Annotated in this window: 23 protein-coding genes; all 23 read right to left on the bottom strand. The window is 45.6% G+C overall.

The features are described from left to right. Positions 1-304: 304 nt before the first annotated feature. Entirely contained in the window at positions 305-1,801 is a 1,497-nt protein-coding gene (gene lysS / locus ASG85_RS21110; RefSeq protein ID WP_057303851.1) for a lysine--tRNA ligase, read from the bottom strand. An 87-nt stretch (positions 1,802-1,888) separates the two neighbouring features. After that, entirely contained in the window at positions 1,889-2,365 is a 477-nt protein-coding gene (gene greA / locus ASG85_RS21105) for a transcription elongation factor GreA (RefSeq protein WP_029197805.1), read from the bottom strand. A gap of 221 nt (positions 2,366-2,586) precedes the next feature. Further along, positions 2,587-3,603 carry a tRNA dihydrouridine synthase DusB gene (gene dusB, locus ASG85_RS21100; protein WP_057303850.1) on the bottom strand — a complete coding sequence of 339 codons (1,017 nt, stop codon included), beginning with the start codon at positions 3,601-3,603 and terminating at the stop codon, positions 2,587-2,589. A 17-nt stretch (positions 3,604-3,620) separates the two neighbouring features. Next, positions 3,621-3,833 (bottom strand): helix-turn-helix domain-containing protein, encoded by a 213-nt coding sequence (locus tag ASG85_RS21095; protein ID WP_047682939.1) that lies wholly within the window; start codon positions 3,831-3,833, stop codon positions 3,621-3,623. Beyond that, positions 3,815-4,330 (bottom strand): 2-amino-4-hydroxy-6-hydroxymethyldihydropteridine diphosphokinase, encoded by a 516-nt coding sequence (folK, locus tag ASG85_RS21090; protein WP_057303849.1) that lies wholly within the window; start codon positions 4,328-4,330, stop codon positions 3,815-3,817. The genes ASG85_RS21095 and folK overlap by 19 nt, the downstream gene beginning before the upstream one ends. Then, positions 4,327-4,695: a dihydroneopterin aldolase gene (gene folB / locus ASG85_RS21085; RefSeq protein ID WP_057303848.1), complete on the bottom strand. Its 369-nt coding sequence runs from the start codon at positions 4,693-4,695 to the stop codon at positions 4,327-4,329. The genes folK and folB overlap by 4 nt, the downstream gene beginning before the upstream one ends. A 17-nt stretch (positions 4,696-4,712) precedes the next feature. Beyond that, on the bottom strand, positions 4,713-5,537 hold the full coding sequence (gene folP, locus ASG85_RS21080; RefSeq protein ID WP_057303847.1) for a dihydropteroate synthase: 825 nt from the start codon (positions 5,535-5,537) through the stop codon (positions 4,713-4,715). Positions 5,538-5,566: 29 nt separating this feature from the next. After that, positions 5,567-6,424, bottom strand: a complete 858-nt coding sequence (pabC, locus tag ASG85_RS21075) for an aminodeoxychorismate lyase (RefSeq protein ID WP_057303846.1) — start codon at positions 6,422-6,424, stop codon at positions 5,567-5,569. 3 nt (positions 6,425-6,427) lie between these two features. Further along, positions 6,428-7,009 carry an aminodeoxychorismate/anthranilate synthase component II gene (gene pabA, locus ASG85_RS21070; protein ID WP_057303845.1) on the bottom strand — a complete coding sequence of 194 codons (582 nt, stop codon included), beginning with the start codon at positions 7,007-7,009 and terminating at the stop codon, positions 6,428-6,430. A 33-nt stretch (positions 7,010-7,042) separates the two neighbouring features. Further along, positions 7,043-8,602 (bottom strand): anthranilate synthase component I family protein, encoded by a 1,560-nt coding sequence (locus ASG85_RS21065; RefSeq protein ID WP_057303844.1) that lies wholly within the window; start codon positions 8,600-8,602, stop codon positions 7,043-7,045. Positions 8,603-8,720: 118 nt separating this feature from the next. Continuing rightward, positions 8,721-9,662 (bottom strand): cysteine synthase A, encoded by a 942-nt coding sequence (gene cysK, locus ASG85_RS21060; protein ID WP_057303843.1) that lies wholly within the window; start codon positions 9,660-9,662, stop codon positions 8,721-8,723. A 112-nt stretch (positions 9,663-9,774) separates the two neighbouring features. Beyond that, positions 9,775-10,716: a peptidyl-prolyl cis-trans isomerase gene (locus ASG85_RS21055; RefSeq protein WP_156390001.1), complete on the bottom strand. Its 942-nt coding sequence runs from the start codon at positions 10,714-10,716 to the stop codon at positions 9,775-9,777. 44 nt (positions 10,717-10,760) lie between these two features. Then, entirely contained in the window at positions 10,761-11,627 is an 867-nt protein-coding gene (gene hslO / locus ASG85_RS21050) for an Hsp33 family molecular chaperone HslO (protein ID WP_057303841.1), read from the bottom strand. A gap of 23 nt (positions 11,628-11,650) precedes the next feature. Further along, the gene (locus ASG85_RS21045; RefSeq protein WP_047682965.1) at positions 11,651-12,415 is read right to left on the bottom strand and encodes a type III pantothenate kinase; all 765 of its coding nucleotides are present in this window, start codon (positions 12,413-12,415) and stop codon (positions 11,651-11,653) included. Next, entirely contained in the window at positions 12,412-13,281 is an 870-nt protein-coding gene (gene nadC, locus ASG85_RS21040; RefSeq protein ID WP_057303840.1) for a carboxylating nicotinate-nucleotide diphosphorylase, read from the bottom strand. Before nadC ends, ASG85_RS21045 begins: the two co-directional genes overlap by 4 nt. Position 13,282: 1 nt before the next feature. Beyond that, on the bottom strand, positions 13,283-14,893 hold the full coding sequence (nadB, locus tag ASG85_RS21035; RefSeq protein WP_057303839.1) for an L-aspartate oxidase: 1,611 nt from the start codon (positions 14,891-14,893) through the stop codon (positions 13,283-13,285). A gap of 120 nt (positions 14,894-15,013) precedes the next feature. Next, on the bottom strand, positions 15,014-15,952 hold the full coding sequence (gene nadA, locus ASG85_RS21030; RefSeq protein ID WP_057303838.1) for a quinolinate synthase NadA: 939 nt from the start codon (positions 15,950-15,952) through the stop codon (positions 15,014-15,016). 212 nt (positions 15,953-16,164) lie between these two features. After that, positions 16,165-18,117 carry an ATP-dependent zinc metalloprotease FtsH gene (gene ftsH, locus ASG85_RS21025; protein ID WP_057303837.1) on the bottom strand — a complete coding sequence of 651 codons (1,953 nt, stop codon included), beginning with the start codon at positions 18,115-18,117 and terminating at the stop codon, positions 16,165-16,167. Between the two features lie 97 nt (positions 18,118-18,214). After that, entirely contained in the window at positions 18,215-18,754 is a 540-nt protein-coding gene (gene hpt, locus ASG85_RS21020; protein ID WP_029197788.1) for a hypoxanthine phosphoribosyltransferase, read from the bottom strand. Between the two features lie 71 nt (positions 18,755-18,825). Further along, complete coding sequence (gene tilS / locus ASG85_RS21015; RefSeq protein WP_060647667.1) at positions 18,826-20,241, bottom strand: tRNA lysidine(34) synthetase TilS; 1,416 nt, start codon at positions 20,239-20,241, stop codon at positions 18,826-18,828. Positions 20,242-20,277: 36 nt separating this feature from the next. Continuing rightward, entirely contained in the window at positions 20,278-21,183 is a 906-nt protein-coding gene (locus ASG85_RS21010; protein ID WP_060647666.1) for a protein kinase domain-containing protein, read from the bottom strand. Continuing rightward, positions 21,167-21,886 (bottom strand): vWA domain-containing protein, encoded by a 720-nt coding sequence (locus tag ASG85_RS21005; protein ID WP_057303853.1) that lies wholly within the window; start codon positions 21,884-21,886, stop codon positions 21,167-21,169. Before ASG85_RS21005 ends, ASG85_RS21010 begins: the two co-directional genes overlap by 17 nt. A 157-nt stretch (positions 21,887-22,043) precedes the next feature. After that, positions 22,044-25,376: a collagen binding domain-containing protein gene (locus tag ASG85_RS21000; RefSeq protein WP_082588170.1), complete on the bottom strand. Its 3,333-nt coding sequence runs from the start codon at positions 25,374-25,376 to the stop codon at positions 22,044-22,046. Between the last annotated feature and the right edge of the window lie 131 nt (positions 25,377-25,507).

Genomic DNA, 25,507 nt, shown 5'->3' with positions numbered 1-25,507 from the left:
CTCATTTGCGTTGCTAGCGAGATTTTGCAATCTCTTTTTTGAACGATTTCTCGTTCGTGCTTACTCACTCGTTGTTCAGTTTTCAAAGATCAATTTCTCTTGTTCAACCTGCCCTCTTTCGAAAGCCGGAAGACCAATATACCATACCGAGAATTACTTTGCAACTTATTTTTGTAAGTTGTTTTTGTTAAGTTCTTCGTTGTCTCAGCGGCAACTTTTATAAGATACCACAGACGCCATGGACATTGCAAGTACTATTTTAAAAAGTTTCGAGACACCGATCGGTGCCTCGAAACGTAAGCCATTATTCACCTTGACGTTCACGCATAAGCGGAAACAACAGTACATCACGAATGGACGGTGCATTCGTCAATAGCATAACCAATCGGTCTATTCCTATTCCTAAACCACCTGTTGGAGGCATACCATACTCAAGCGCACGAATGAAGTCCTCATCCATCTCATGTGCTTCGTCATTGCCTTGCTCTTTCTCACGAAGCTGAGCTTCAAAACGCTCTCTTTGATCAATAGGATCATTAAGCTCCGTAAATGCGTTGGCATGCTCACGAGCTACGATAAAGAGTTCGAAGCGATCTGTGAAGCGCGGATCCTCGGGGTTCTTTTTGGCAAGCGGCGAAATTTCTAAAGGATGTCCGTAAATAAAGGTCGGTTGTATTAAGGTCTCTTCAACAAATGTTTCGAAGAATTGATTCACAATATGACCGAATGTCATATGAGGCTCAACTTGTACATGATGCTCTTTGGCCAAGCGATGAGCTTCCTCGTTCGACATGTGAACGCTAAAGTCTACTCCCTTAACTTCTTTGATGGCATCCACCATGGATACACGTCTCCAGCCAACAGCTAGATTGACCTCGTGATCGCCATATGGAACCGTTGTATTACCAAGAACCTCTTGCGCAATATGTGCAATAAGCTCCTCCGTGAGCTTCATGATGTCTTTATAGTCAGCGTAAGCCTCATAAAGCTCAATCATCGTAAACTCCGGATTGTGACGCGTAGAGATACCTTCATTACGGTATACACGCCCAATTTCGTACACTTTTTCTAATCCACCAACGATCAAACGCTTTAGATGAAGCTCAATCGCAATACGCATATGCAACTGCATGTCTAGAGCATTATGATGTGTGTTAAAAGGACGTGCAGATGCTCCGCCAGCTACGGAGTGCAATGTTGGTGTCTCCACTTCTAAATAGCCCAAAGAATCCAAGTAACGACGCATGGACTGAATAATACGGGAACGAAGAATAAATGTCTGCTGCACATCTTGATTCATAATCAAATCAACATAACGTTGACGATAGCGTAACTCTACATCACTAAGGCCATGGAATTTATCCGGCAGCGGAAGCAAAGATTTGGTCAAAACCTCAAGCGATTTCACTTTAATAGAAGTTTCGCCGGTTTTTGTTTTGAAAACAACACCCTGAACCCCAACCATATCGCCTAGATCCAAAAGATCAAAGGCTTGGTATTTGTTTGCATCTAGTGCATCTTCACGCACATAGATTTGAATTTTGCCTGTGATGTCTTGAAGATGTGCGAAGCTGGCCTTACCCATACCTCTTTTTTGCATAATACGTCCGGCGATACTGACCTCATGGTTTTCAGCATCCAACTCTTCTTTGGTTTTATCTTGGTAGGCTTTAAGAATTTCTTTGGTTGAATGCGTCCTTACGTATTTGCTACCAAACGGATCGACTCCTAGACCGCGAAGCTCGTCCAATTTATTACGGCGAATGACGAGCAATTCGTTCAATTCCAATTCCTGGCTCATGCTTTCATCTCCTACTTATTAGTAAAGGGTGCTAAAACCGGAAAAAAGCTTCCGAAAGGAAGCTTTCCAAAGGAATGCGGCTGCACGCTACTTTTTAATATCAATAATTTGATACTGAATGACGCCAGCAGGAACGGTGACGTCAACGTTCGCGCCCCTTTGTTTACCTAAAATAGCTCTACCTACAGGGCTTTCATTGGAAATCTTATTCATCAACGGATCGGATTCCGCCGTACCTACGATGTTATATTCAACCAAATCACCGAATTCTAAATCCTTCAGCGTTACGATTGAGCCAACACTCACGGTGTTGGTATCGACATCATCGTTATTAATAATACGCGCATTGCGCAGCAATTTTTCTAAAGTAATGATTCTGCCTTCAATAAAAGCTTGTTCGTTCTTCGCGTCTTCGTACTCTGAGTTCTCACTGATATCGCCATATCCGATGGCAACCTTGATTCTCTCAGCCACTTCCCGGCGCTTCACTGATTTCAGATGCTCAAGCTCATCTTCGAGCTTTCTTAAACCTTCTGGTGTAAGAATGACCTCTTTTTCAGCCATTTCCAACTGATCTCCCGTCATGTGAAAGATTTTCATATCGTTGAATCGATGCTTCCTGCTAGGAGTTGGGTCTTAAAAGAGCTGATTCAAGTAGTATGAATTCACGTTTCTTAAATAAGTTAGTTGCTCGTTTGTCTTTCAATATATGCAGGAACACATTAATATTGACTGATTATATTGCAACGGTTTCAAAATGTCAATCTCAACCATAGCTGCATTTTTTATTGAAGTACAGCTGATTCTTCATTCGTAGGTGATGAGGAATGCGCATATAGATGCTCGACATAATCATTCAAAGCTCGCACCATTTCATCACGCTTCAACATCTCCATAAGCGCATCCTTCACACGAGCCGCCCCTGTCATGCCCTTGAGGTACCACGCCATATGTTTGCGCATCTCTTTCACAGCAACATGCTCACCCTTAAGAGCAACAAGACGGTCCATGTGTAAGATCGCGATACGGATCTTCTCTTCCGCTGTCGGCTCAGGCGGCAATTCACCATTAGCAAGGTATTGCACGGTACGGTAAAGCATCCAAGGGTTGCCTAAGGCGCCGCGCCCAATCATCACGCCATCTACACCCGTATGGTCTAACATGCGTTTAGCATCCTCTGGTGTCACAACATCACCGTTCCCGATAACGGGAATCGACAGAGCTTGCTTAACATCACGAATGATGTCCCAATCTGCTTTACCTGTATACAGCTGCTCCCGCGTACGGCCGTGGACGCTTACAGCGCTGCCGCCGCCTCTTTCGACAGCTTTAGCATTTTCTATCGCATAAATGTGCTCTGAATCCCAGCCGATACGCATCTTCACAGTTACCGGTTTGCTTACTGCCGCAACAACGGTCGCGATCATTTCTTCGATTTTCTCAGGTTGGAGCAGCCATCTTGCACCCGCATCACACTTTGTGATTTTCGGTACTGGACAACCCATATTTATATCAATAATGTCTGCATTCGTCTGTTGGTCAACGATTCTAGCCGCTTGCACTAGCGTTTCGGTATCGCCACCAAAGATTTGCAGACTTAACGGTTTTTCTCGATCATCAACATAAAGCATTTCCATCGAGCGGGAATTCCCGTGAACAATGGCTTTATCACTAACCATTTCTGCACAGACTAAACCTGTACCAAATTCTTTGGCTATGAGTCGGAACGCAGGGTTACAAACGCCCGCCATTGGGGCAAGCACGACTTTATTGGGAGCTTCGACATTTCCTATTTTCAGCACCGAAGATTCCACTCCTCTCATCTCGCAACCGTTGCGACTAACTCATCCGGTTCAATATTTAGAACTTGCGAGATTTTATTTATTATTTTGGTATCCGGTTTTCGAGTACCTCTTTCAATAGCACCTAAGATGGCAATCGACACACCGAGTAAATCAGCTAATTCGTTCTGAGTGTACCCTTTTAACTTACGAAAAGCGCGTATACGCTGAGCTACTGAGCTTTTTTCCATAGGATGACGCCTTCCTTTCCTTCCAGTTTCTCCAAATGCGCGGAGATGAATTCAAATGCAGCATCTTGTCGCTTGTAGAGAACCTCAGTGAGAGGAACTAATACAAAAGCCCGCTCATGCATCCGCGGATGCGGAATGATCAAGTCGGGGGTTGTAAGCTGATGATCGCCGTAAAGGAGTAAATCCAAATCGATCGTTCTCGGGCCCCAGCGCAAATCGCGCGTTCGACCCAGTCTTTTCTCGATGGCAAGCATAGTGAACAACAACTCTTCTGCAGGTAAAACGGTGATGATTTGAATAACCATATTAAGAAAAGCAGATTGATCTACATAGCCAACCGGCTCGGTTTCGTAGATGCTGGACAATCCAGTCACCGTTATGCCCGACTCCTGATTCAGCGCTGTAATCGCCTCCTGCAAATAGTGTTCACGATCATCTATATTGGATCCCAATGCGACATAAGCTATCGTGCCTTGTTCTCGTTCTTCGGCTGTCATTCATTTGCCCGCTTTCGGTTAATCTCTACAGTTACCCCGTCGAAAAATACGGCAAAGGGCGGATGCGGCTTAATGACGCGAACCGTCACTTCATTGATACTAGTATAAGTATGCAGCAGCTCGGATGCAATATTTTCTGCTAAAGCTTCAATTAATTTATAAGTGCGGCCTTCCACAACCTCTTTGACTTTGAAAAATACTTCCCCGTAATTAACCGTATCATCCAAATGATCCGACTTGCCGGGTTTGTCCAGCGGAAGCATAAACTCTACATCTACATAAAAGCGTTGACCGAGCTTATTCTCTTCCGGAAAAACACCATGATTACCAAAGAATTGCATGCGGGAGAGTGTTATTTTATCCAATGTAAGAACCTCCAAGTTTAGGTTAACTGCGAACGAATAATGGCATCTGTCATAACCGCTAAACGTTTCATCGCTTGAACATCGTGTACTCTGATCATCCCACAGCCTTGGGCAATTCCAAGCACCACGGTCGATGCCGTTCCTTCCAGACGTTCCTCAGGAGGCAGATTAAGCGTTAAGCCGATGACACTCTTGCGAGATGTGCCTAAAAGGACCGGATATCCGAGATCGACAATCATACGCAGATGGTTCATTAGGAACAAGTTCTGTTCATAGGTCTTAGCAAATCCGATGCCTGGGTCTAAAATAATACGCTCTTCCCGAACGCCAACTTCTCTGGCTTGATTCGCATAGAGCTGTAAGTCGGTTGTAACGTCATGGAGAAAATCAGAATAAGTGGGGTTCACACGATTATGCGTGATGATAAACGCACAATCGTAGCTGGCCGCTACCTCTGCCATTTGAACGTCGGCTTGGCCGCCCCATACATCGTTGATGATATGCGCCCCCGCTTCTAATGCTTGCTTCGCGACCTCCGCTTTGTAAGTATCTATAGAAATAGGAATGTTTACTTCCTTACTTATTGCCTCAATGACAGGAATAACCCGTTGCAGTTCTTCGTCTTTTGTAACCTTGGCAAAACCAGGTCGGGTCGATTCGCCCCCGATATCAATAATGTCGGCGCCTTCAGCTACCATTTGGCGAGCTCTGCGCACCGCATCCTCTACCCTTACGTAATTCCCACCGTCCGAGAAGGAGTCCGGGGTTACGTTTAATATGCCCATAATGATCGTTCGATCACCAATGGGCAGCTCATGTCCTCTGCAGGATAACACTTTCATTACTGTTCACTTCCTGTTGCTATCAGATGTTAGTTATAAAGCTCGCTAAATTGGCGAGTTATCGGACCTACGACGCCCTCTCCAACGATGTGAGATTGTCCACTGGGTGTGAACAGTGTCGTAATAGGTACGATCTCTTGTATGGAATTAACGATAAACACCTCATCGGCTTCCATGAGATCTTCCCATCGATATAGGCCACCCTGTGTTGGAATCTGCTGCTGCTGTGCCAGTTGCAACACATAGGCTCTTGTGATTCCAGGTAAGATGCCTGTATCCAGAGATGGCGTATAGCAGATTCTATCCTTTATGAAAAAGATGTTGCTCACGATGCCTTCAGCTACGTAGCCTTCTTCGGTCAGCATCAGGCCTTCTGCGCCAGCTGCCCAATCATACTGCAGCAACTCTCTTTTGGCCAAAATATTGTTCATATAGTGAAAGGACTTGAAGCGGTATAGACCTTCCGGCGTATTACGAGGCAGCTTCAGCAGCTGCAGCGCTTTGCCCTGTGTATAGATCTGCTCGTCCCTTGGTGGAAGCGGCTTGATGTATATGATCTCTGTTGGGTTTTGATAGACGCCCGATGGCAGCCCAAGAATATCAACTCCGGCCGAAACGGAGTAGCGGATATACGCATCCTCTAGGTGATTGGCTTTAAGCAGCTCATCAATCAGACGCTGAATGTGTCCAAGGTCCGGCTCATAGCCAATCCCAAGCTCACGGCAGCCCTCTGTTAGACGCCGAAGATGCTCGGGCAGCAGGAACGGTTCTTTCTTATAGGTGCGAAATGTCTCAAAAAGGCCGAGGCCGTAAAGAAAGCCGTGATCGTAAACCGAGACCACAGCTTCCTTATCATTTGTTAGAATCCCATTGACGCTAAGAATCATAAATTAAACTCCCGCTTTGGCCGTGCGGCGAAGAAAATTCCGCAGGATCTGATGACCGTGCTGAGTAATAATCGATTCTGGGTGGAATTGAACACCTTCAATCGGATATTCCTTATGGCGTAATGCCATAATTTCACCTTCTGCTGTACGTGCACTAACTTCCAAGCAATCAGGCAGCGTCTCGGTTTTCACAATTAGGGAATGGTAGCGAGTCGCTATAAAAGGGGATGGCAGCCCTTCGAATAAGGTTTTACCATCATGGAAAATCTCTGAGGTTTTGCCATGCATTAAGCGCTCTGCGCGAATGACGTCGCCGCCAAAAGCTTGACCAATCGATTGATGACCTAGACAGACGCCGAAGATGGGGATTTTACCCTTGAAATGGTCGATAAGTGATAAGCTAATTCCAGCTTCATTCGGCGTGCAAGGACCTGGAGATATTAGAATATGATCGGGCGCTAAAGCCTCAACGCCAGCTAAATCAACTTCGTCATTACGACGAACGACGACTTCTTCACCGATCTCCCCCAAATATTGGACGAGGTTGTACGTAAACGAATCATAATTATCAATCACTAAAATCATTCTAAGCTCCCCTTTCGTCAGCCCTGCTAGGGCTTAAGCTCGGCTCATGCTCCGCTCGCTATATTCTATCGCTTTCCACATCGCTTTGGCTTTATTCAAGGATTCAATGTACTCACGTTCGGGTATGGAATCAATAACGATACCAGCCCCTGCTTGAATGTGGCCCATCCCTTGAACAGCTACCAGCGTGCGTATAATAATATTAAATTCCATATTTCCATTATAGTCAATCCACCCCATAGATCCCGTATAGGGTCCGCGGCGAACCGGTTCTAATTCTTCAATAATTTCCATGGTGCGAATCTTCGGAGCACCTGTGATCGTGCCTCCAGGGAAGGTCGCCGCAATGACGTCATAGGCGTCCTTCCCCTCTGCGAGCTCGCCGACGACTTCCGAGACGATATGCATCACATGGGAGTAGTATTCGATGACCATGAAGTCTTTGACGTGGACGGATCCGTACTTTGAGATGCGGCCAAGATCGTTGCGCTCGAGATCGACCAGCATGACATGCTCGGCGCGCTCTTTGTCGTTGTCGATGAGCTCGCCGGCTAGGCGCAGGTCATCCTGCTCGTCCTTGCCGCGCGGGCGCGTGCCAGCGATAGGACGCGTCCGCAGGACGCCGTCCTCGAGCTGTACGAGCAGCTCCGGCGAGCCAGAGACGAGGGCGAAGCCTGCGAAGCGCAGCAAGCCCATGTAAGGCGAGGGATTGACGATGCGCAGCGCCTCGTAGATCTCCTCCGGCGTCGTGCGCAGCTGCCGGCTCTGTCTAACGGACAAGTTGACTTGGAACACGTCACCTTGGGAGATGTAGGCTTGGATGCGCTGCACCGCCGCGATGTAATCGGCTTTGCCGAAGGCAGGCTGAATGCCTGCGATGCTCTCGACGTCGATGTGCAGCTGCTCGCGCGCGATCGCCGGTTGGTTTGCACTGCTCAGCTGCGAGCCTGACCAGCTGCTGGAGCGGATTGCATGCCAGCGAGCGAGCATCGCCTCAGCCTTAGCGTGCGCTTGTGCATAAAGCTGCCGGAGATAAGTGTCATCGGCTGTTCGGCTCTGCTCAAGCGGCATATGCACCGCAATGTACAGGCTCTTATCGATATGATCCAAGGTCCAAACTTGATCATACATAGCGAAGCTATAATCCGGAATCGGTAGGTCATTTGCCGCTTGCTCCTGGAGTTTCTCAATGGTGCGGATCACGTCATAGCTCCAATAACCTACACAGCCGCCAAGAAATTTAGGGGCGCCTTCAACTTTAGGGCTGTGATAGGCTGACATCCATTGCTTCACAATATCGAGCGGTTTGCCTTGCAATCGTGAAACATGAGGCTTGCCCTTATCAACTGGGTTGATCATGGTCATTTCCGCATCCAAACCGTTTCCATGAATCGTAGAAAACGGCTGTAAACCGAAGCAAGTGTAACGCCCCCCTTTGCCGCTTTCCAGGACAAAGGAATCCGGCGCAGCTTCTTTCCACGCTTCTTGCCAAGAAGCGATCCGGTCGTCGGCAAGTCCCAGTTTAATGACATAAGGCAGCATCGTATACGTGGAGGACCAATTACGCCACTGCTCTACTGTTGTTAGGATCATACTTGCCCCCCCCTTCCTGTGACATCCGATGATTAGTTGTCCATTAGTATACTCCAACCTTACACAGAAAAAAAGCCCCCAGCTGCAGCAGCTGGAGGCTCGTTCGTAGCAAGTAATCTTATTGCTCTTCGAATTGATACAATGGCGTAGAAAGGTAACGCTCACCGTTACTTGGAATCACAGCAACTACACGTTTGCCTGCGCCAAGTTCTTTAGCAACTTTAAGCGCTGCAAAAATCGCTGCACCGGAGGAGATACCACCAAGTATACCTTCTTCTTTGGCTACACGGCGTGAAGTTTCGAAAGCATCTTCGTTTTCTACGGCAATAATTTCGTCATAGATGCTTGTGTTCAGAATGTCTGGAACAAAGCCTGCGCCGATACCTTGAATTTTATGAGGACCTGGCTTACCGCCGGAAAGTACCGGAGATGCAGCAGGTTCAATGGCATAAATCTTGATGTTCGGGAAGTTTTCTTTCAGTACGCCACCTGCGCCTGTAATTGTTCCGCCCGTACCAATACCCGCAATGAAAGCGTCCAATTTGCCATCGTGAGCATTAATCGCTTCAACGATTTCTGGACCTGTTGTTTCACGGTGAACTTTCACGTTTGCTAGGTTTTTGAATTGTTGCGGGATGAAGTAGGAAGGATTCTCTGCTTGAAGTTCCTCAGCACGTTTGATAGCGCCCTTCATTCCTTCTGCTCCTGGCGTCAGAACTAGCTGAGCCCCGTAAGCGCGAAGCAGGTTACGTCTTTCCAAAGACATCGTTTCTGGCATAACCAGAATCGCCTTGTATCCTTTTGCAGCTGCGACTAAAGCTATTCCGATTCCTGTGTTACCGCTAGTTGGCTCAACAATCGTATCGCCCGGCTTCAATATACCTTCTTGCTCAGCCACTTCGATCATGGAGATGGCAATACGGTCTTTTACGCTGGCACCTGGATTTTGGTACTCGAGTTTCACATAAATCTCTGCGCTTCCTTCTGGAACAACGCGGTTCAAACGAACAAGCGGTGTATCGCCAATCAAATCCGTAATGCTTTGCACTAATCTTGCCATGCTATTTCCCCTCCAGGTTAAATAATCGATGATTTCCGAGTTAATTAGTCGGTATTAATACATTTATCTTATCAATGCACTTACTGGTTGTCAACCATATTTTCACAGAATGTCAACGCAATAGAGGGTCAAGAATGCTAACCTTCCATTTTCCTCGAAGCTGCTGCACATAATCCTTGAGAGGTGGTGCTTCTCGAAGCGCTAGCTCTCTCCGCACATTTTCTCGAACGAAAGCAAGATCTGGATTTACTTTCTCTCGCCGATTCTTCAGCTTCACAATCGCAAATCCTTGTGGCAGAGGGACAGGCTTACTCACTTCTCCAACCTTCAGTAGTTTCGCCGCCTCAAGAACAGGAGCAGCAACAAAAGGATCGTCTCCTTCAATCCAACCCAAATCACCGCCGGAGTTATTGGTTGCATCGTCCAGGGAACGATCTCTGGCAAGGGTCGCAAAATTCTCTCCTTTCGCCAGCTCTGCAATGACTTTATTCGCTTGATCCTTGGTGGACACGATAATCTGAAGAATATTATATTCGGTATCTTGCTTGAATTCATCGGCGTGCGTCTTCATATAGTCTTCTACCTGAGCATCCGTTATCTGAATATGTTTGGTTGCGAGCTTCTCGAGTAACAGTTTATTGGTTACATCTTCCTTGATTTCTTGCTCTGACAAACCTAACTGATTTTGCATGGATGCATAAAATTGTTGCTCACTCTCATAACCTTGCTGCATCCGTTTCAACTCACGGTTAATCTCCGCGCTTCCAATCGTAGTCCCTGTCTCGTTGCCTTCCAGACGTATCACTTCACGATCCAACATTTGACCCAGCAGTTCTGCCCCATAATGACGTTCAAGAGCTGTTTGAAGCTCCAGAATGGTCATATCACGATTTCCAACTTTGGCGACTACCCGATCATTCTTCTGCTCACCCTGCTTCTCAGGTTCTGGTGGTTGACTTGGTTCTGATTGGTTAATGGTATGGGTGACCAGCAAGGATGCGAGCACGAGATTACCTACAGCCATCACGATAATGACTCCCCACAATCGCTTCACGTTTGCATCCTGACTCCCTCTTTACATCTATAATGCTGCTTGCTCTATAGTTCAATCATTCGTTTCAAATCATCTTCATTAAACCGATACGCTTCATTGCAGAAATGGCAAACGACCTCAGCAAACCCTTCATCTTCAAGAATTTCTTGCAGCTCTATCTTCCCTAAGGAAATAAGCGTTGTTTCAACTCTTTCACGACTGCATTTACAGCGGAACATGACATCCATCTGATCAAGCTTCTGGAAAGATGGTAGTACAGTTTGAAGAATTTCTTCTAAATTCAAACCCCCGCCGAGCATGTTTGTGAAGGATGGAATGCGAGCGAGCATTCCTTCAATGTCCCCAATTTCATCATTTGTTAATCCTGGGAGCAATTGAATAACGAATCCGCCTGAAGCCAGAATGGAGTGATCCGTATTAACCAATACCCCTAGCGCAACAGCTGAAGGCGTTTGTTCAGACATGGCAAAATAATACGTGAAATCTTCAGCCAATTCTCCTGAAATGAGAGGAACGCTGCCTTTATAGGGCTCTTTCATACCTAAATCTTTCGTTATGTACAAAAATCCATCCGTTCCCACTGCAGCAGCAACATCTAGCTTGCCATTCTCCTTAAGGGGAGGATCGACTAACGGATTATCGACATAACCGCGTGCCTCGCCCTTCGCATTAGCATCGACCACAATTTGACCGATGGGTCCATCGCCTTTAACTTGAACAATCAGATGCTCTTCACCCTTGAGCATGGCTGCAATGAGAAGTCCCGCAGCTGCCGTTCTTCCTAATGCTGCCGTGGCTGTTGGTGTGGTTTGGTGTCTTCGGCTAAGTTCTTCTGTGAGGACAGTCGTTTCTACAGCGAAAGCACGAACTTTTCCGCCCAGCGCCGTTCCTCGAATCAAATAATCGCCCATGTTAAATCCTTTCCTTAAACAGCTTATGCATTTTTCTCATAAATCATTTGTAGACCTTGCAAAGTAAGCAGTGGATTGACGATCTGAATGGTACGAGACTCACTGGAAATCAACTCCGCAAGACCACCCGTAGCAATTACTGTTGGATTGACATTAAATTCTTGAATAACACGTTCGACAATCCCATCAACTTGGCCTACATAGCCGAAAATAATCCCTGCCTGCATCGCCGCTACGGTATTACGACCGACGACGCTCTTCGGTTTAACCAGCTCGATGCGCGGCAGCTTCGCCGCCTTCTGATATAAGGCTTCCGTTGATATCCCGATTCCTGGTGCAATCGCGCAGCCAACAAGCTGCTGGGAAGGATCGATGTAGTCGTATGTGGTAGCCGTCCCGAAATCAACAATGATACAAGGCGCCCCGTACAACTCAAGAGCCGCGACAGCATTTACAATGCGATCAGCACCGACCTCTTTGGGATTGTCTACACGCACGTTCAAGCCTGTCTTAATGCCAGGACCAACGATGAATGGCGTCCTTTTCAAATAGTGTAAGCAAAGGTTTTCCATTACATTCATAAGCGGAGGAACAACGGAGGAGACAATGACACCTTCCACCTGCGTAAATGAGATGCCCGAGTGTTGAAACAGGCTATGCAGCTGCATCCCATACTCATCGACTGTCGCTGAACGGTTCGTACTAACCCGCCAGTGATGAAGGAGCGTTCGCTCTTGATAAAGACCGAGCACAATGTTCGTATTCCCAACATCGATAACGAGAATCATAGTGCCGTCTCCTTCTGCTCATTCAGATCTAATGAGATATCCAGCGCTGCAACCGAATACGTTAAGCGCCCAACAGAAATCACATCAACGCCCGTTTCCGCCATCGCTTTAATAGTCTGAGGTGTCACAGAACCTGAGCCCTCTACTACAATATGCGGTGCTTTACTTTTAATTATGGAAACTGCTTCTTTCATCTTCGCAGGAATCATATTATCGAGCATGATGATATCCGCACCAGCCGCTAATGCTTCGTGCAACTGGTCAAAATTCTCGACCTCCACCTCAATCTTCATCGTGTGGGGGATCTGTTGTCGAGCCGCTTGTATAGCTTGTGTAATGCCGCCTGAACCTTTAATATGATTATCTTTAATCATTACAGCATCGTAGAGTCCAAATCGGTGATTATGACCTCCACCAACGCGTACAGCATACTTCTCAAGCAGTCTGTGTCCCGGAGTCGTCTTCCGTGTATCGACAAGCCTAGTCGGCACACCTTCTAAAGCATCGACAAACTCACGCGTCTTGGTTGCAATTCCAGATAATCGCTGCATCAAATTAAGGCTTAATCTTTCACCTAGCAGAATACTGCGCGTATTGCCTTCCACTTCAGCTAGTATGGTCCCTTTATAAACAGACGATCCTTCAACTACTTTAGTTTCAAAACGAAGAGAAGCATCGACCACAGCAAAAACTTCCTGGGCGATTCGGAGTCCACAGACTATTCCGTCTTCTTTGACGTGGATAATCCCTTTGGACGCATGTTCCAAAGGGATCGTTGTCAGAGTTGTGACATCGCCGGTTCCAATATCCTCTTCCAGCCAAAGCCGAATATGTTTACGAATGAGTTCCATATTTAAATCCAGCATATTAAATCCACTCCTCAATGCTATCTTCCCCGCGCTTAAAAACAATATGCTTCTTCCATGCTTGATCATCCCGTTCAGGGAAATCTTCCCGGTAATGACCGCCACGACTTTCCTCCCGCGCTAGAGCCGCTGTTGTCGTTAGAAGCGCACAGTTAAGTAAATTTGCAAACTCATAATCTTCACGTTTCGTCATCAAAGAACCGAAGATAGAGAGTTGTCTTGCCAATTCGTCATACCCTTTTTGCAAGCCTTTGGCTGAACGTTTCAGTCCCGCGTAACGCAGCATAACCTTTTGCAGCTTAAGCTTTTTCTCGACAACGGCTTGATTCGGAATTTCCGTTCTTGACGCTTTGGATTCAGCGCGTATTTGAATGTTACCTTCCAAAGGCGCGAGCTCCTGTATCCGTTCGATGATTCTTCTACCGAACACAATAGCTTCAGATAAGGAGTTACTGGCTAATCGATTAGCGCCATGTACACCTGTAGAGGACACTTCCCCGCAAGCGAAAAGACGGCGGACGATCGTTTCTCCGTGTAGATCTGTCTTGACACCGCCCATCATATAATGAGCTGCGGGAGCAACCGGAATCCAGTCGGTGCTCATATCTAGGCCGTAATTGAGGCAATATTCATATATCGTCGGGAATCGATGTTTAATTAACTCTTCGGATTCGTGCGTAATATCGATATAGACGAAGGTCGATTTGCAATTCTCCATCTCGTCGACGATGGCACGGGCCACGACATCCCTAGGCGCTAGCTCAAGCTGGGGGTGGTAACGCTCCATGAAGCGTTCCCCCTTAATGTTACGCAGATAAGCCCCCTCGCCGCGAACCGCTTCCGAGATCAGGAAGCGCGGAGCACCAGGGTAGCAAAGCGCCGTAGGGTGGAATTGAATGAATTCCACGTCTTGAATTTGCGCACCGGCGCGGTGAGCAATCGCTATTCCATCGCCTGTGGCGATGTCAGGATTCGTTGTGTAGCGGAACAGCTGTCCCGCACCACCGGAGCAAAGGATCGTAGCATTTCCACGCACAAATACGCGCTGACCGCTTGGTTTCTGCACAAGAGCGCCGTAGCATTCGCCATCCTGGGTGATCAGGTCGATCACGAAGTGATCGTCCCAGATCTCAATGTTCGGATCTTGCTTCGTGCGTTCCGAAAGAGCTCGTACAATTTCAGCGCCTGTGGCGTCGCCATGCGCATGCAAAATGCGGCGTTGGCTATGCGCCCCCTCTTTGGTCAAAGCAAACTCCCCGTTCTCGAGATCGAACTGGGTACCCATCCGAATGAGATCCTGAACGCCGTTGGGGCCTTCATGAACGAGAACGTCAACAGCCTCAGGCGAACATAAACCAGCACCTGCTATTAGGGTATCCTGCATATGATATTCCGGCGAATCCTCGTCCGATATAACAGCAGCAATTCCGCCTTGCGCATAGCGCGTGTTACTGTCGAGGAGCGATTTCTTCGTAATCATCAGCACTTTCTTATTTTCACTAGCGCGAAGAGCAGTGAATAAACCTGCAATGCCCGCGCCAATCACAATAACATCTGTATGTACATGAGGAATGGAATCTAAATCTACATCTACGAGGTATCTAGGAATCATGCCGTTTCACCTGTTCTTCACCATTAATTACTCGCAAAGCAAACGGGATCCGATGGATTACTCGAATATAGGAATGCTTCGCGAGGGTACCCTGCCTATTAAACAAGAGAGTAGCGCATGCTACTTTACTTGTAACATGCGCTCTAAGGACAATCTTGCTTTATTGGCTACATCTTCTGGCACATAAATCTCTGGTTGCATCGTTTCAAGACATTTCACAATTTTCTTCAAATTGTTTACTTTCATATTCGGGCATACCAAGTATTTGGTTGCAAAATGGAACTGTTTATCAGGACTGTCCAGACGAAGCTGATAGCCCGTTCCATCTTCCGTTCCAACGATAAACTCTTTGCAATCAGACTCTTTGCAATATTTGATAATCGCTGTCGTACTACCTACGAAATCTCCCAGTTTAACAACTTCTGGACGACATTCTGGATGAACAACAAACTGAGCATTCGGGTATTGGGCTCTCATTTCTTCCACATCTTTAACAGTTAGCATATCATGCGTATTGCAATAGCCTTCCCAGATGATCACTTTTTTGCTTGTGAATTTTGATACATAGTCGCCCAAATTTTTATCCGGCACCCAGATGATCTCATCTGAATCGACGGAATTAATAACATTGATGGCATTTGCCGAAGTACAGCAAATATCTGTTTCTGATTTCACATCAGCAGATGTATTAATGTAAGCAACAACTTTAGCATTAGGATGCTGGCGTTTCAAAGCGCGTAGACCCTCTACATTCACCATATCCGCCATCGGGCAGCCTGCACGCTCGTCAGGAATAATGACTGTTTTGTTAGGAGCAAGAATCTTAGCACTTTCCCCCATGAAATGTACGCCACAGAAAACAATCACATCAGCATCGGTTTGCGCTGCCTTCTGCGCAAGCAGAAAGGAATCCCCCCGGAAATCGGCAACCTCTTGAACTTCGTCACGTTGATAATAATGAGCAAGAATAATAGCATTCCGTTCTTTCTTTAGCTGCAGCAACCGTTCCTTGAGTTCGCGGTTCTGCTCCGCTTTGCGTTCTAATGCTAGAGCTTCCATGGTGCTTCCTCCCCTGTCTGGGACGTAAAATGTACTTCTTGTCTATCTAAAAATAGGATTAACAATAGTATGTTCTAATCGTAATAAAATTAGAGATTTACAACTAATTTACACATTCTCACATCCCCTGTCAATGCGCAAATATGCCGAAAAAACCAGAAAATCCGGGTACACCTGACGTGTACACCGGATTTACGAGTTGCTAATGCTTGTTACTCTTCGGAATGATCCGAATTGGAATCTTTATCTTTGTTTAACTCCAATTTATTGCTTTCGCTAGATTGGCTTTGCCCTTGAATGTTCACTTTGACCTCTTCGTCATCCGCGCTTGCATTCAATTTGCCTTTCTCTAGAAGCTCGATGATTTCGTCTTTATCGAGTGTTTCTTTCTCAAGCAGTGTTTTGGCTACGAGATGAATCTGATCCGCATGCTCCGTAAGCATCGCACGAGCACGATCATAACAAGTGCGAATAAAGTTTTGCATCTCTTGATCAATCTCATAAGCAATCGCATCACTGTAGTTTTGCTCATGCCCGATATCGCGGCCTAAGAACACTTGGCCTTGCGAGCTGCCGAACTGCATTGGTCCAAGCTTATCGCTCATACCATATTCCATAATCATGCGACGAACAATACCGGTTGCTTTCTGGAAGTCACTATAAGCCCCAGTGCCTATTTCTCCGATAAATAGTTCTTCGGAAACACGGCCTCCTAGGAGTCCTGTTACTTTATCCAGCAATTCATTCTTCGTCTGCATCATGCGATCTTCGCCTTCTTTGGGCAGCATCATGACATAACCGCCAGCGCGTCCGCGCGGAACGATCGTAACTTTGTGCACCATATCAGCATTCTCGGCGTAATAACCAATGATCGCGTGTCCGGCTTCATGATAAGCAACAATGCGTTTCTCAGCTTCGCTGATAATCCGGCTTTTCTTCTGCGTACCTACAATAATACGGTCAAAGGCTTCTTCGACTTCAGCCATCGAAATATCTTTACGGTTACGACGGGCAGCAATTAAAGCTGCTTCGTTCAATAGATTCTCGAGATCAGCACCTGTGAATCCAGTTGTGTAACGAGACAGGGCGTCAAGCTTCACGTCTTTGGCAAGTGGTTTGTTGCGGGCATGTACTTTCAGTACAGCTTCGCGGCCTTTGATGTCTGGACGATCTACCGTGATTTGACGGTCGAAACGACCTGGACGCAACAAGGCTGGGTCAAGGATATCTGGGCGGTTAGTCGCTGCAACGATAATGATACCTTCGTTCGCGCCAAAGCCGTCCATTTCTACTAACAATTGATTGAGCGTTTGTTCACGCTCGTCATGTCCGCCGCCTAAACCAGCGCCACGTTGACGACCTACAGCATCAATCTCATCGATAAAAATGATACAAGGTGAGTTTTTCTTCGCGTTCTCGAACAAGTCACGAACACGGGAAGCACCGACACCGACGAACATCTCAACGAAGTCAGAACCTGAAATACTGAAGAATGGTACGCCTGCTTCACCAGCGACAGCTCGCGCAAGAAGGGTTTTACCGGTTCCCGGAGGACCATTGAGCAGAACCCCTTTGGGAATTCTAGCACCGACTGCTGCGAATTTCCGTGGATCTTTGAGGAATTCCACAACTTCGATCAATTCTTGCTTCTCTTCGTCTGCACCTGCCACGTCTTCAAATGTGACGCGTTTTTTCTCCTCATTATATAAGCGGGCACGGCTTTTGCCGAAGTTCATCACTTTGCCGCCGCCACCTTGAGCCTGATTTAACAGGAAGAAAAACAAGATGAAGATAATGACGAATGGGATGATGGAAGTTAGGAAGCTAATCCAAACGCTATCCCGTTCCATAGTCTCGTACGTTTCCGATGGAACGCCATTCGCTTCGATCAGCTGAACGACCATAGGCTCGAACGGAGCATGGGTCTCGAAGCTCTTCTTATCAGCACCACTTGGTGGGTTAATGTACTTACCTTTAATCAAATATGTGTATCCATCAAACTTCAAGGTCACGGATTCCACATTTTTGTTAACCACCGCTTGGCGGAATTTATCGTAAGTAATTAACTCCTTTTGCTCGTTTTGGGTACTAATGAAATGGACGATACCTACAGTAACCAAAAATATAAGTAAATAAAAGCCGGTATTCCGGATAATTCGATTCATCCCGAGCCTCCTCTCAAACGGCACACGTTTATTATTTTACCACATCCCGGTAAAGCACTACAACATAACAGCGCTGATGAGTCTGCGGGAAGTGACATTAGCTACTGTAGATCTCTGGTTTCAATATGCCGATAAATGGAAGGTTGCGATACTTCTCTGCATAATCCAGACCATATCCGACTACGAACTCATCTGGAAGCACATAACCTGCATATTCAGGTTCGAGATCCACAGTTCTGCGTGCCGGTTTATTAAACAGCGCAACGACCGAAATCGTCTTAGCATTGCGTCGCTCTAGCACATCTATCAGATAACTCAGCGTTAAACCGCTATCGATAATGTCCTCCACGATAAGAATATGACGTCCTTCTACGGGAACATCAAGATCTTTAATAATCTTGACAACACCAGAAGATTTCGTGGATTGACCATAGCTGGATACAGCCATGAAATCGAGTTCCAATGGTACTCTGATTTGCTTCACAAGATCAGCCATGAAAATGAAAGCTCCCTTAAGCACACAGATAACCAATGGGTTCTTACCTTCGTAATCAATGGAGAGTTTCTCCCCTAATTCTTTGATCTTGCCTTGAATCTGTTCTTCACTGTAAAGAACTTCTTGAATGTCGCTGTACAAGGATGAACCCCCTAGTTTTATATTATGAATCCTTATAAATTTACATTCTAGAAGAACGAAATTTACGCATATTACTTCAGCACTAGCTTCATATGAAGTACACGTACTGTATCTGGTCCAACCAGAGCGTGCTTGGACCTACGAAAGCCAGCAATCCAAAGAATTTGCCCGGAAGCATCGACCAGCAGTGGAATGACATCACGCCGGCTTAGCGGCATTTTGGCATCAATGAACATATCCTTTACTTTTTTGGATCCGTTTAAACCATGCGGCTCAAACCGATCTCCTGACCTGCGGCTCCTTACAACTAGCGGCAAGTTAAGTTGATCCAGATCCAAAAACACGTCCGTTGCAGATGAGAAATTAGCAGCTGTCTCCTTCGAATTAGTCGGCACCCATGAGCAGATCAGTTTGGCTTCCACTTCCGGCAGGCTCAGCTCGCTTGTATCTACTCCAACCTCATAAGCATAAGGCTTCGGAGAAGGAGCGAAGGTCTGAAATTGAATAGATTCATATTCTCTCACAATATAAACCTGTTCATCCACCTGAAGGACTTGATTAGAAACCTGATCCTGTAAAATCAACTCACGCATACTTTCAATTCGTGTAAAATCCAACCGATCTCTTTCCAAACAAAGACAGTTTAATATTAATTTAATCAAACGCCTTTGTAAAGCAACGTGCAGCTCAGTGAAATCACGTCTTTCGATGCGGCAGTAAGCTTGCTTGAAAGTTGTTATTCGGTGAAAAACCTGCTCGGCTTCTTTGGCCAAATAATCATCCTCAGCTCGCATCAAATCTGTTAATCGATTCAGTGACTCTGGAAGTTGTTCATTATACTGCTTCAGCATCGGCATCACATCAAGCCGAATCTGATTGCGAAAATACTTCCGCAGCTCATTGCTGCTATCCTTACAATACGTCATTTCATGCTGAGCGCAATAATTCACAATATCTGCTTTGTATATACGTAAAAACGGACGAATCAGTTCCACTTTTTTTTCGCGCCTGCGTTCCGGCATGCCAACCAGGCCTGAAGGGCCTGTCCCTCTCAGAATCCGCATCAAGACGGTTTCGGCTTGATCATCCGCATGATGAGCGAAGGCTATACGTATAGCGCCGTATTTCGCTGCGATCTGATGTAGAAATTCGTAGCGCTTCTCACGTGCCGCGGCTTGCCCATTGAGTGATGTTTCCTCTATAAATGCTGGCACATCAATGACGCCGATTTCGCATGGAAGCCCTAAGTCATCTGCAAGCTTCCCTACGAAAGTGGCTTCCGCATCCGATTCCGCACCGCGGAATTGATGATTCACATGCGCAACAACGAGTTTCCAGCTATAACGCTCAGCAAGGGCAAAAAGGACATGAAGCAGCCCCACGGAATCAGGCCCTCCTGAAACCGCAACGACCACCACATCTCCTGGTTCGACGAGTTTTTCTTCGATAATACGTTGTTCTACCTTGGCAACAAGATCGATTTCCATCGGGTATTCCTTTCTATTCCTGCACTTCCCATCATGCTACCAGTACATATAGAGTGTTGCCCCAAAAATAAAAATGGAAGCGGCGAAGCATATTTTCAGCCATGGCATTTGGAGTGTTGACTGCGTAATCTTCTTACCAGAGACCAACGTTCTCCAGTACTGATAGGCTTCTTGCGAAGAACTAAACTCACTATTCAAGGCTTTATGAAGAAATGGCGCGATATGGGCGGCAACTGAATTTTCATGCATAATGGCTGTGAGTTGATCTAGATCTCGGTTTTGAGGAAGCGTCTTGGCTAAACCAGTGAAGCGTTTGCGTTGATCGAGCGATTTTAATAGTAAAATGGCAAATGAAAATAAATCATAGCTTTCTTCCGCAACCCGCTCCCCCATATTCCAAAAGCCGCGGTCATACACTTCAGTTAGCTGTTTAATTGCTCTGCCTTTAGGAGTCACACCCCCAAAATCAATGAGATCCACATCGCCATAATTGGAAACGATCATATTCTCGACCTTCAGATCACCAAAAACGTAGCCGCTCTTATGAACTTCCGTTAACTTTCGAAGCAGGTTAGAACCAATCACATAAATCCAATCCTGACCACGTTTATGTATAAAATTAGAAATCGTCATTCCCTCAATATATCGCATGACATAGAAGGAGACTTCTTTCCCCTTTATTGACATATCATCGGCATCTATTAAAAAATTCTTGAACGAGGTTTCTGTCAGCGAAATAGCAAGCAAGGAATTAATCTCCGATTGATGATCAACCGTCTCATGGCCTGCCTTAAGCGCAAATCTAGCTGTTCCTCTTCGTACGAGAGCCACTACACCGTTGGAACCAGCACCTAATAAACGTTCGACCACATACGTCCGGCCGTTCCATTTCCCTTGGATTTCTGCCCCTGGACGGAAGGCGTCATCATACCACGTAGTCACTCAGCATCCCATCCTCGGTCTTTGGTAAGATAGGCTTCTCCGTTATGAACTGCAAAGTTTGCAGTAACGCTGGACCTGTCGGAGTTGTACCCTTCATGTTTATTTTATAGAACATCTTGTCTAAATTTGCAAGTTGATTCGTCCAACTGAGATCCATTTCTAGTTCCTGATCTCTCGTTTTGGTCGAAGGAAAGTGGAAAACAGCCAGCTCACTCTTGCCGCTGCGGGCTCTAAGACTAAGCAACAGATCATGAATCGCTTCACGCACAGCTGCATGTTTAGGCTTCATACTAGCACTGGCATCTATTAAAAGAGCTACGCGGAGTGAAGTAGTTTCACTCATGGTATCGATCACTTGAACCACTTCCGCGCGCTTATCTGGAGGTAACTGCTCTAATTGATTAAAGCCTAGAATACTTTGTAACTCCTTGCCTACTGCATGCTGAATCGTTGTGGTTACCGTTTTGCGCGTCATCATCTGAACCGTCTGGGAAAGTTGGCCTGAATTCACGATTCGACTCATCCCGCCGCCTGCCGCAGCAATCTCTTGAATCTCCTCGGTGCCTAACACCCCTAGCTCACCATGGTCAATCACGCCGATGACATTCACAGTAACGCCTTCGGTATGTGCTTGTGCTGCTGCTATTACCGGACTTACCCCTACATTGGAACATCCGTCTGTAATTAAAAGAATTTGCTTCATCATGATATTTGCCTCCCTGGCTCAAGAAAAGATTAGCTCTCTAGTAGTTCTCCTCCTAGTTTTTCCATTTAAGAGAGAGTCTAATCACGAGTAAACTAAGCGAAATAAAAAGACAGCCCGCCCCATGGTAATGGCAGACTGTCTCAAGATTGAAGTTTTATTTAGTGAATCTCCTTCTTAGGATAAGACCTAGAAGGATTAGAGTGATACCTGCAATTTCCACGTATAGATGGCTAGATTCTCCTGTCGTTGGGAGGGTCTCTGGTTTAGTGATAGGAGGGATTCCCCCTAAGGGTACATCATTATCAGTATCAATCGGTATGTCCGGATTCGTCGAAGGTGTAGGAACCGTTGGCGGTGGTGGCGTTACGCTGGGTGTTGGTGTTATAGCCGGCGTTGGCGGTGCACTTGGTGTCGGGCTTGGTGTTGACGTTGGTGGTGGTGGCGTTGCACTTGGTGTTGACGTTGGTGGCGGTGGTGTTGGTGTCGTTGGCGGTGGTGTTGGTGTCGTTGGCGGTGGTGTTGGTGTCGTTGGCGGTGGTGTTTCAGTTGTCTTCGTGTTGATCACATTGATATGAAGTTCATCTCCTGGATGAAGGGTTATCGGATTATCCTCTCTATTTAATACGTACCCCAGAGGAGCTGTTATTTCACTCACTACATAATCACCTGCAAGCAGATTATTAAAGACAACCGAACCTGTTTCATCTGTTGTTAACGTGTTGATTAAAGTCTTCTTATCACCTGATTTGCGATACAGTTCAAAGATTGCGCCGCTGAGCATTAAGGTGTTATTTGCAGAGTCAATTTTGTTAACCGTCAATGACCCTCGAACACCGCTACCGGTGCCAGATCCGTCCGAAACACCTACTACGATTTCCTTGGTCGTTTCTTTCATAATAGTGGTCACGTTCGTGCCGCTAAGTGTAATTCTATTGGTAACCGTTTCGTGATCGCTGGCCCTAATTAACGATTGATATTCCAAAATGTACGCAGTTGTTATCGGATTGACAAAACTCAGCTCAAAGGTTTGTTTACCTTGAGTATCCGTTTTAATAACTAGTGTGTAGACCACGTCCTTCGTTAATTCTGATCCCTTCATGACATTCCCGTTACTAGTCACGGTTGTTGCAAATAAATGGAATGAATTTGGCAATAATTGTTGATTTATTGACGGTATATCGATGATTTTTGCATCGTTCAACGTAGATTGACCATAATTAATTTGGACTGTCCAGTTTATTTTATCTCCGCTTTGCCCTCCACTTTTAGTCACATATTCTCCACCTTTAGGAATGGGCAGGGTCGCGCTGAGATTGTTTGTAACTGGCTCAGTTCCGTTGAATGCTCTAGCCGTATTAGTAACCGTGCTGTTAATCAGTTGACCTTGCAGACTCGTTTTAAAAACGATGTAATAAGGTTCTGAAATGGCTTGTTGAAAAAGAATAACTAGCTTGTTTTGGCTATCCACTGTGTATTTATATTTCGAAAGGTCTATTTCATCTGCTGGAGTTGGGGCTAAAGGGATACCATTTGGCGGGATGTTCATCTTATATACTTTTAACGAATCGTTGGTAAACTTTTGATTGGACTCTAACGTATCTTGAACACTAGCATTTGTAATAGTTTTTCCGTTATAGTTGACTCCCACTGTCCATGTGAGTTCTTTAGTAACAGCGTTGTAAGCACCGTATTTAAACCCATTGTTCTTCACTTCATCTCTTGGGATAAATGTTGCTATTGCCGTTTGCGACTTTCCTGCATTAGCGCTATCGACCCAATCCACCTTAGCTGAATTAATAAAATTTGCATTCCCCGGTGGGCTAATCAAATCTATATTAAAATATGTTGTGTAAGTAATCGAAAGAGGTTCTGAGATCGTATTCTTGAATTTCACTGTGAACCCTTCATCTTCGACACTATTGAGGATATAATCCGTCGACGGCAAGACCACATTTCCTTTTTTAATGACTATTGAACTGGGTATAAAACGCAGTCCTTTATTTGAAAAAGTATCGGTCACAACCATATTTTTCATTACTTGACTGTCTCTATTGATGATAATATTCCAAGCTACGGTTTTGGCGTTGTAATCTGCGGTTCCAGGATACTTGTAAACAGCCCCCTGTTCAACAGGCCGAGATGCTGAATCACTTTCTCCGCTGCCGGACGTAACGCTATTCGTTATGATCATATTTTTCAAAACTGGACTACTTGCCTTGGTCTGATAATTAATTTTATATGCCGATGAAATATTATGATTAAATTGCAGTTTAAATCCTTTCTTGCCAGCAGCTGCTTCCGTTGTAATGGTGTACTCCCCACTCGGCAATTCACTTCCCAGTGTCTCATTGCCACTTGGATTGAACGTTACTGGATAGATATGAAGGGATCCTGCAACTATTTCTTGTGTATCATTGAATAAATCTTTTAGGAATGCTGCTGATTGGGCAATAGTCCTTTCATTATAATTATATTTGATTCCCCAATTAATAATCTGCGTAATGGGACTATAGCTTTCCGCAATTTTATCCAAAGAGCTGCCACGCGTTACATGGACTGTCGCAGAGGTCTGAGCTGGGTTTTTATTACTTCCCCCGAAGGTTGCCGTATTCACAAAGGTTGCTTTGTCAAAATCGGTTATTGGCGTCGTATATTGAATGCGGTAAGCCGTGTGAATAGGAGATTCCGCGAATCGAATAGAAAGATCTGCTCCTGTTCTAGTTACTGTATACTTGCTGGCATCCACTAATGCTCCTTGTACGACAGTTCCATCTAAGTGAACCCCTAGATCATAGACTGCTACAGTAACTGGAACAGATAAACCCGGTGGGATAGGATCCGTCACCACTGCGTTCTGAACAGAATCCAGCGTCTTATTCACATCCACGGTCCAATGAATATCTTTCGAATTAAATCCAGAAGATACACCTCTTTTTTCAATTGTGGAAGTGACAGAAGGTTTAAGATGAAGAGTGAAAATCTGATCACCAGATTGAATCGGAATGGTAATCGTTACCGTCGTGCTTTCAGTAAGTTTACTTGTATCTAAATGTGTTCTGAACGTGAGCGTGCCATGTACATTGTCATGGCTTTCGATGTAGTTGTTAAAAGTGATCACCGCTTGATGACTAGCTTGATCAACATGGAAAGTTCCTATCTGGTCCTGCCCCATGACCAAAACACCAGGAATATCGTTGAATAGTAAAAATTGCTGCGGCAGTGTGAATGTATACGTATCACCACCTTTGTACCCATGACCGTTAGGCAGAGACCACGTATAGTCAAGCTGTATTGTGGAGTTTGGCTCGTAAACATTGCCGGTCACGACTTGACCTGCGCTGTCATATACAGCCATCGTCACGCTGTCAAGAATATTGTTTGAAATCGTGTTCGCACTGGCCTTAGTAATAAAGCCAATCCCGTAAATACTCTGCATAAAAATTAATAAAGTAATCAGCAACGCACTCGTCTTTTTCTTCAACATCATTTCATACCTCCATTCATGGATCAATTTTTTATAGAGATTATTTATGTGTGCTACCTCTTATGACTTTGAAACAAAATGTATCATTATCAATGATATATGATACAAGATGTATTGTAAATATTGGGATTTAT

It is taken from the genome of Paenibacillus sp. Soil724D2, from assembly GCF_001427935.1.
Lineage (GTDB): Bacteria > Bacillota > Bacilli > Paenibacillales > NBRC-103111 > Paenibacillus_E.
Note: the sequence above shows the minus strand (reverse complement) of the source record. Positions and strands in the feature narration are given on the sequence as shown.

Bases quoted from the DNA above. Each gene is read 5' to 3' on its own strand.
- lysS (WP_057303851.1), bottom strand. From the start codon at position 1,801: ATGAGCCAGGAATTGGAATTGAACGAATTGCTCGTCATTCGCCGTAAT.
- greA (WP_029197805.1), bottom strand. From the start codon at position 2,365: ATGGCTGAAAAAGAGGTCATTCTTACACCAGAAGGTTTAAGAAAGCTC.
- ASG85_RS21095 (WP_047682939.1), bottom strand. From the start codon at position 3,833: ATGGAAAAAAGCTCAGTAGCTCAGCGTATACGCGCTTTTCGTAAGTTA.
- folK (WP_057303849.1), bottom strand. From the start codon at position 4,330: ATGACAGCCGAAGAACGAGAACAAGGCACGATAGCTTATGTCGCATTG.
- folP (WP_057303847.1), bottom strand. From the start codon at position 5,537: ATGAAAGTGTTATCCTGCAGAGGACATGAGCTGCCCATTGGTGATCGA.
- pabC (WP_057303846.1), bottom strand. From the start codon at position 6,424: ATGATTCTTAGCGTCAATGGGATTCTAACAAATGATAAGGAAGCTGTG.
- pabA (WP_057303845.1), bottom strand. From the start codon at position 7,009: ATGATTTTAGTGATTGATAATTATGATTCGTTTACGTACAACCTCGTC.
- ASG85_RS21065 (WP_057303844.1), bottom strand. From the start codon at position 8,602: ATGATCCTAACAACAGTAGAGCAGTGGCGTAATTGGTCCTCCACGTAT.
- cysK (WP_057303843.1), bottom strand. From the start codon at position 9,662: ATGGCAAGATTAGTGCAAAGCATTACGGATTTGATTGGCGATACACCG.
- hslO (WP_057303841.1), bottom strand. From the start codon at position 11,627: ATGGGCGATTATTTGATTCGAGGAACGGCGCTGGGCGGAAAAGTTCGT.
- ASG85_RS21045 (WP_047682965.1), bottom strand. From the start codon at position 12,415: ATGATTCTCGTTATCGATGTTGGGAATACGAACATTGTGCTCGGTCTT.
- nadC (WP_057303840.1), bottom strand. From the start codon at position 13,281: ATGCTGGATTTAAATATGGAACTCATTCGTAAACATATTCGGCTTTGG.
- nadB (WP_057303839.1), bottom strand. From the start codon at position 14,893: ATGATTCCTAGATACCTCGTAGATGTAGATTTAGATTCCATTCCTCAT.
- nadA (WP_057303838.1), bottom strand. From the start codon at position 15,952: ATGGAAGCTCTAGCATTAGAACGCAAAGCGGAGCAGAACCGCGAACTC.
- ftsH (WP_057303837.1), bottom strand. From the start codon at position 18,117: ATGAATCGAATTATCCGGAATACCGGCTTTTATTTACTTATATTTTTG.
- tilS (WP_060647667.1), bottom strand. From the start codon at position 20,241: ATGGAAATCGATCTTGTTGCCAAGGTAGAACAACGTATTATCGAAGAA.
- ASG85_RS21005 (WP_057303853.1), bottom strand. From the start codon at position 21,886: ATGAAGCAAATTCTTTTAATTACAGACGGATGTTCCAATGTAGGGGTA.
- ASG85_RS21000 (WP_082588170.1), bottom strand. From the start codon at position 25,376: ATGATGTTGAAGAAAAAGACGAGTGCGTTGCTGATTACTTTATTAATT.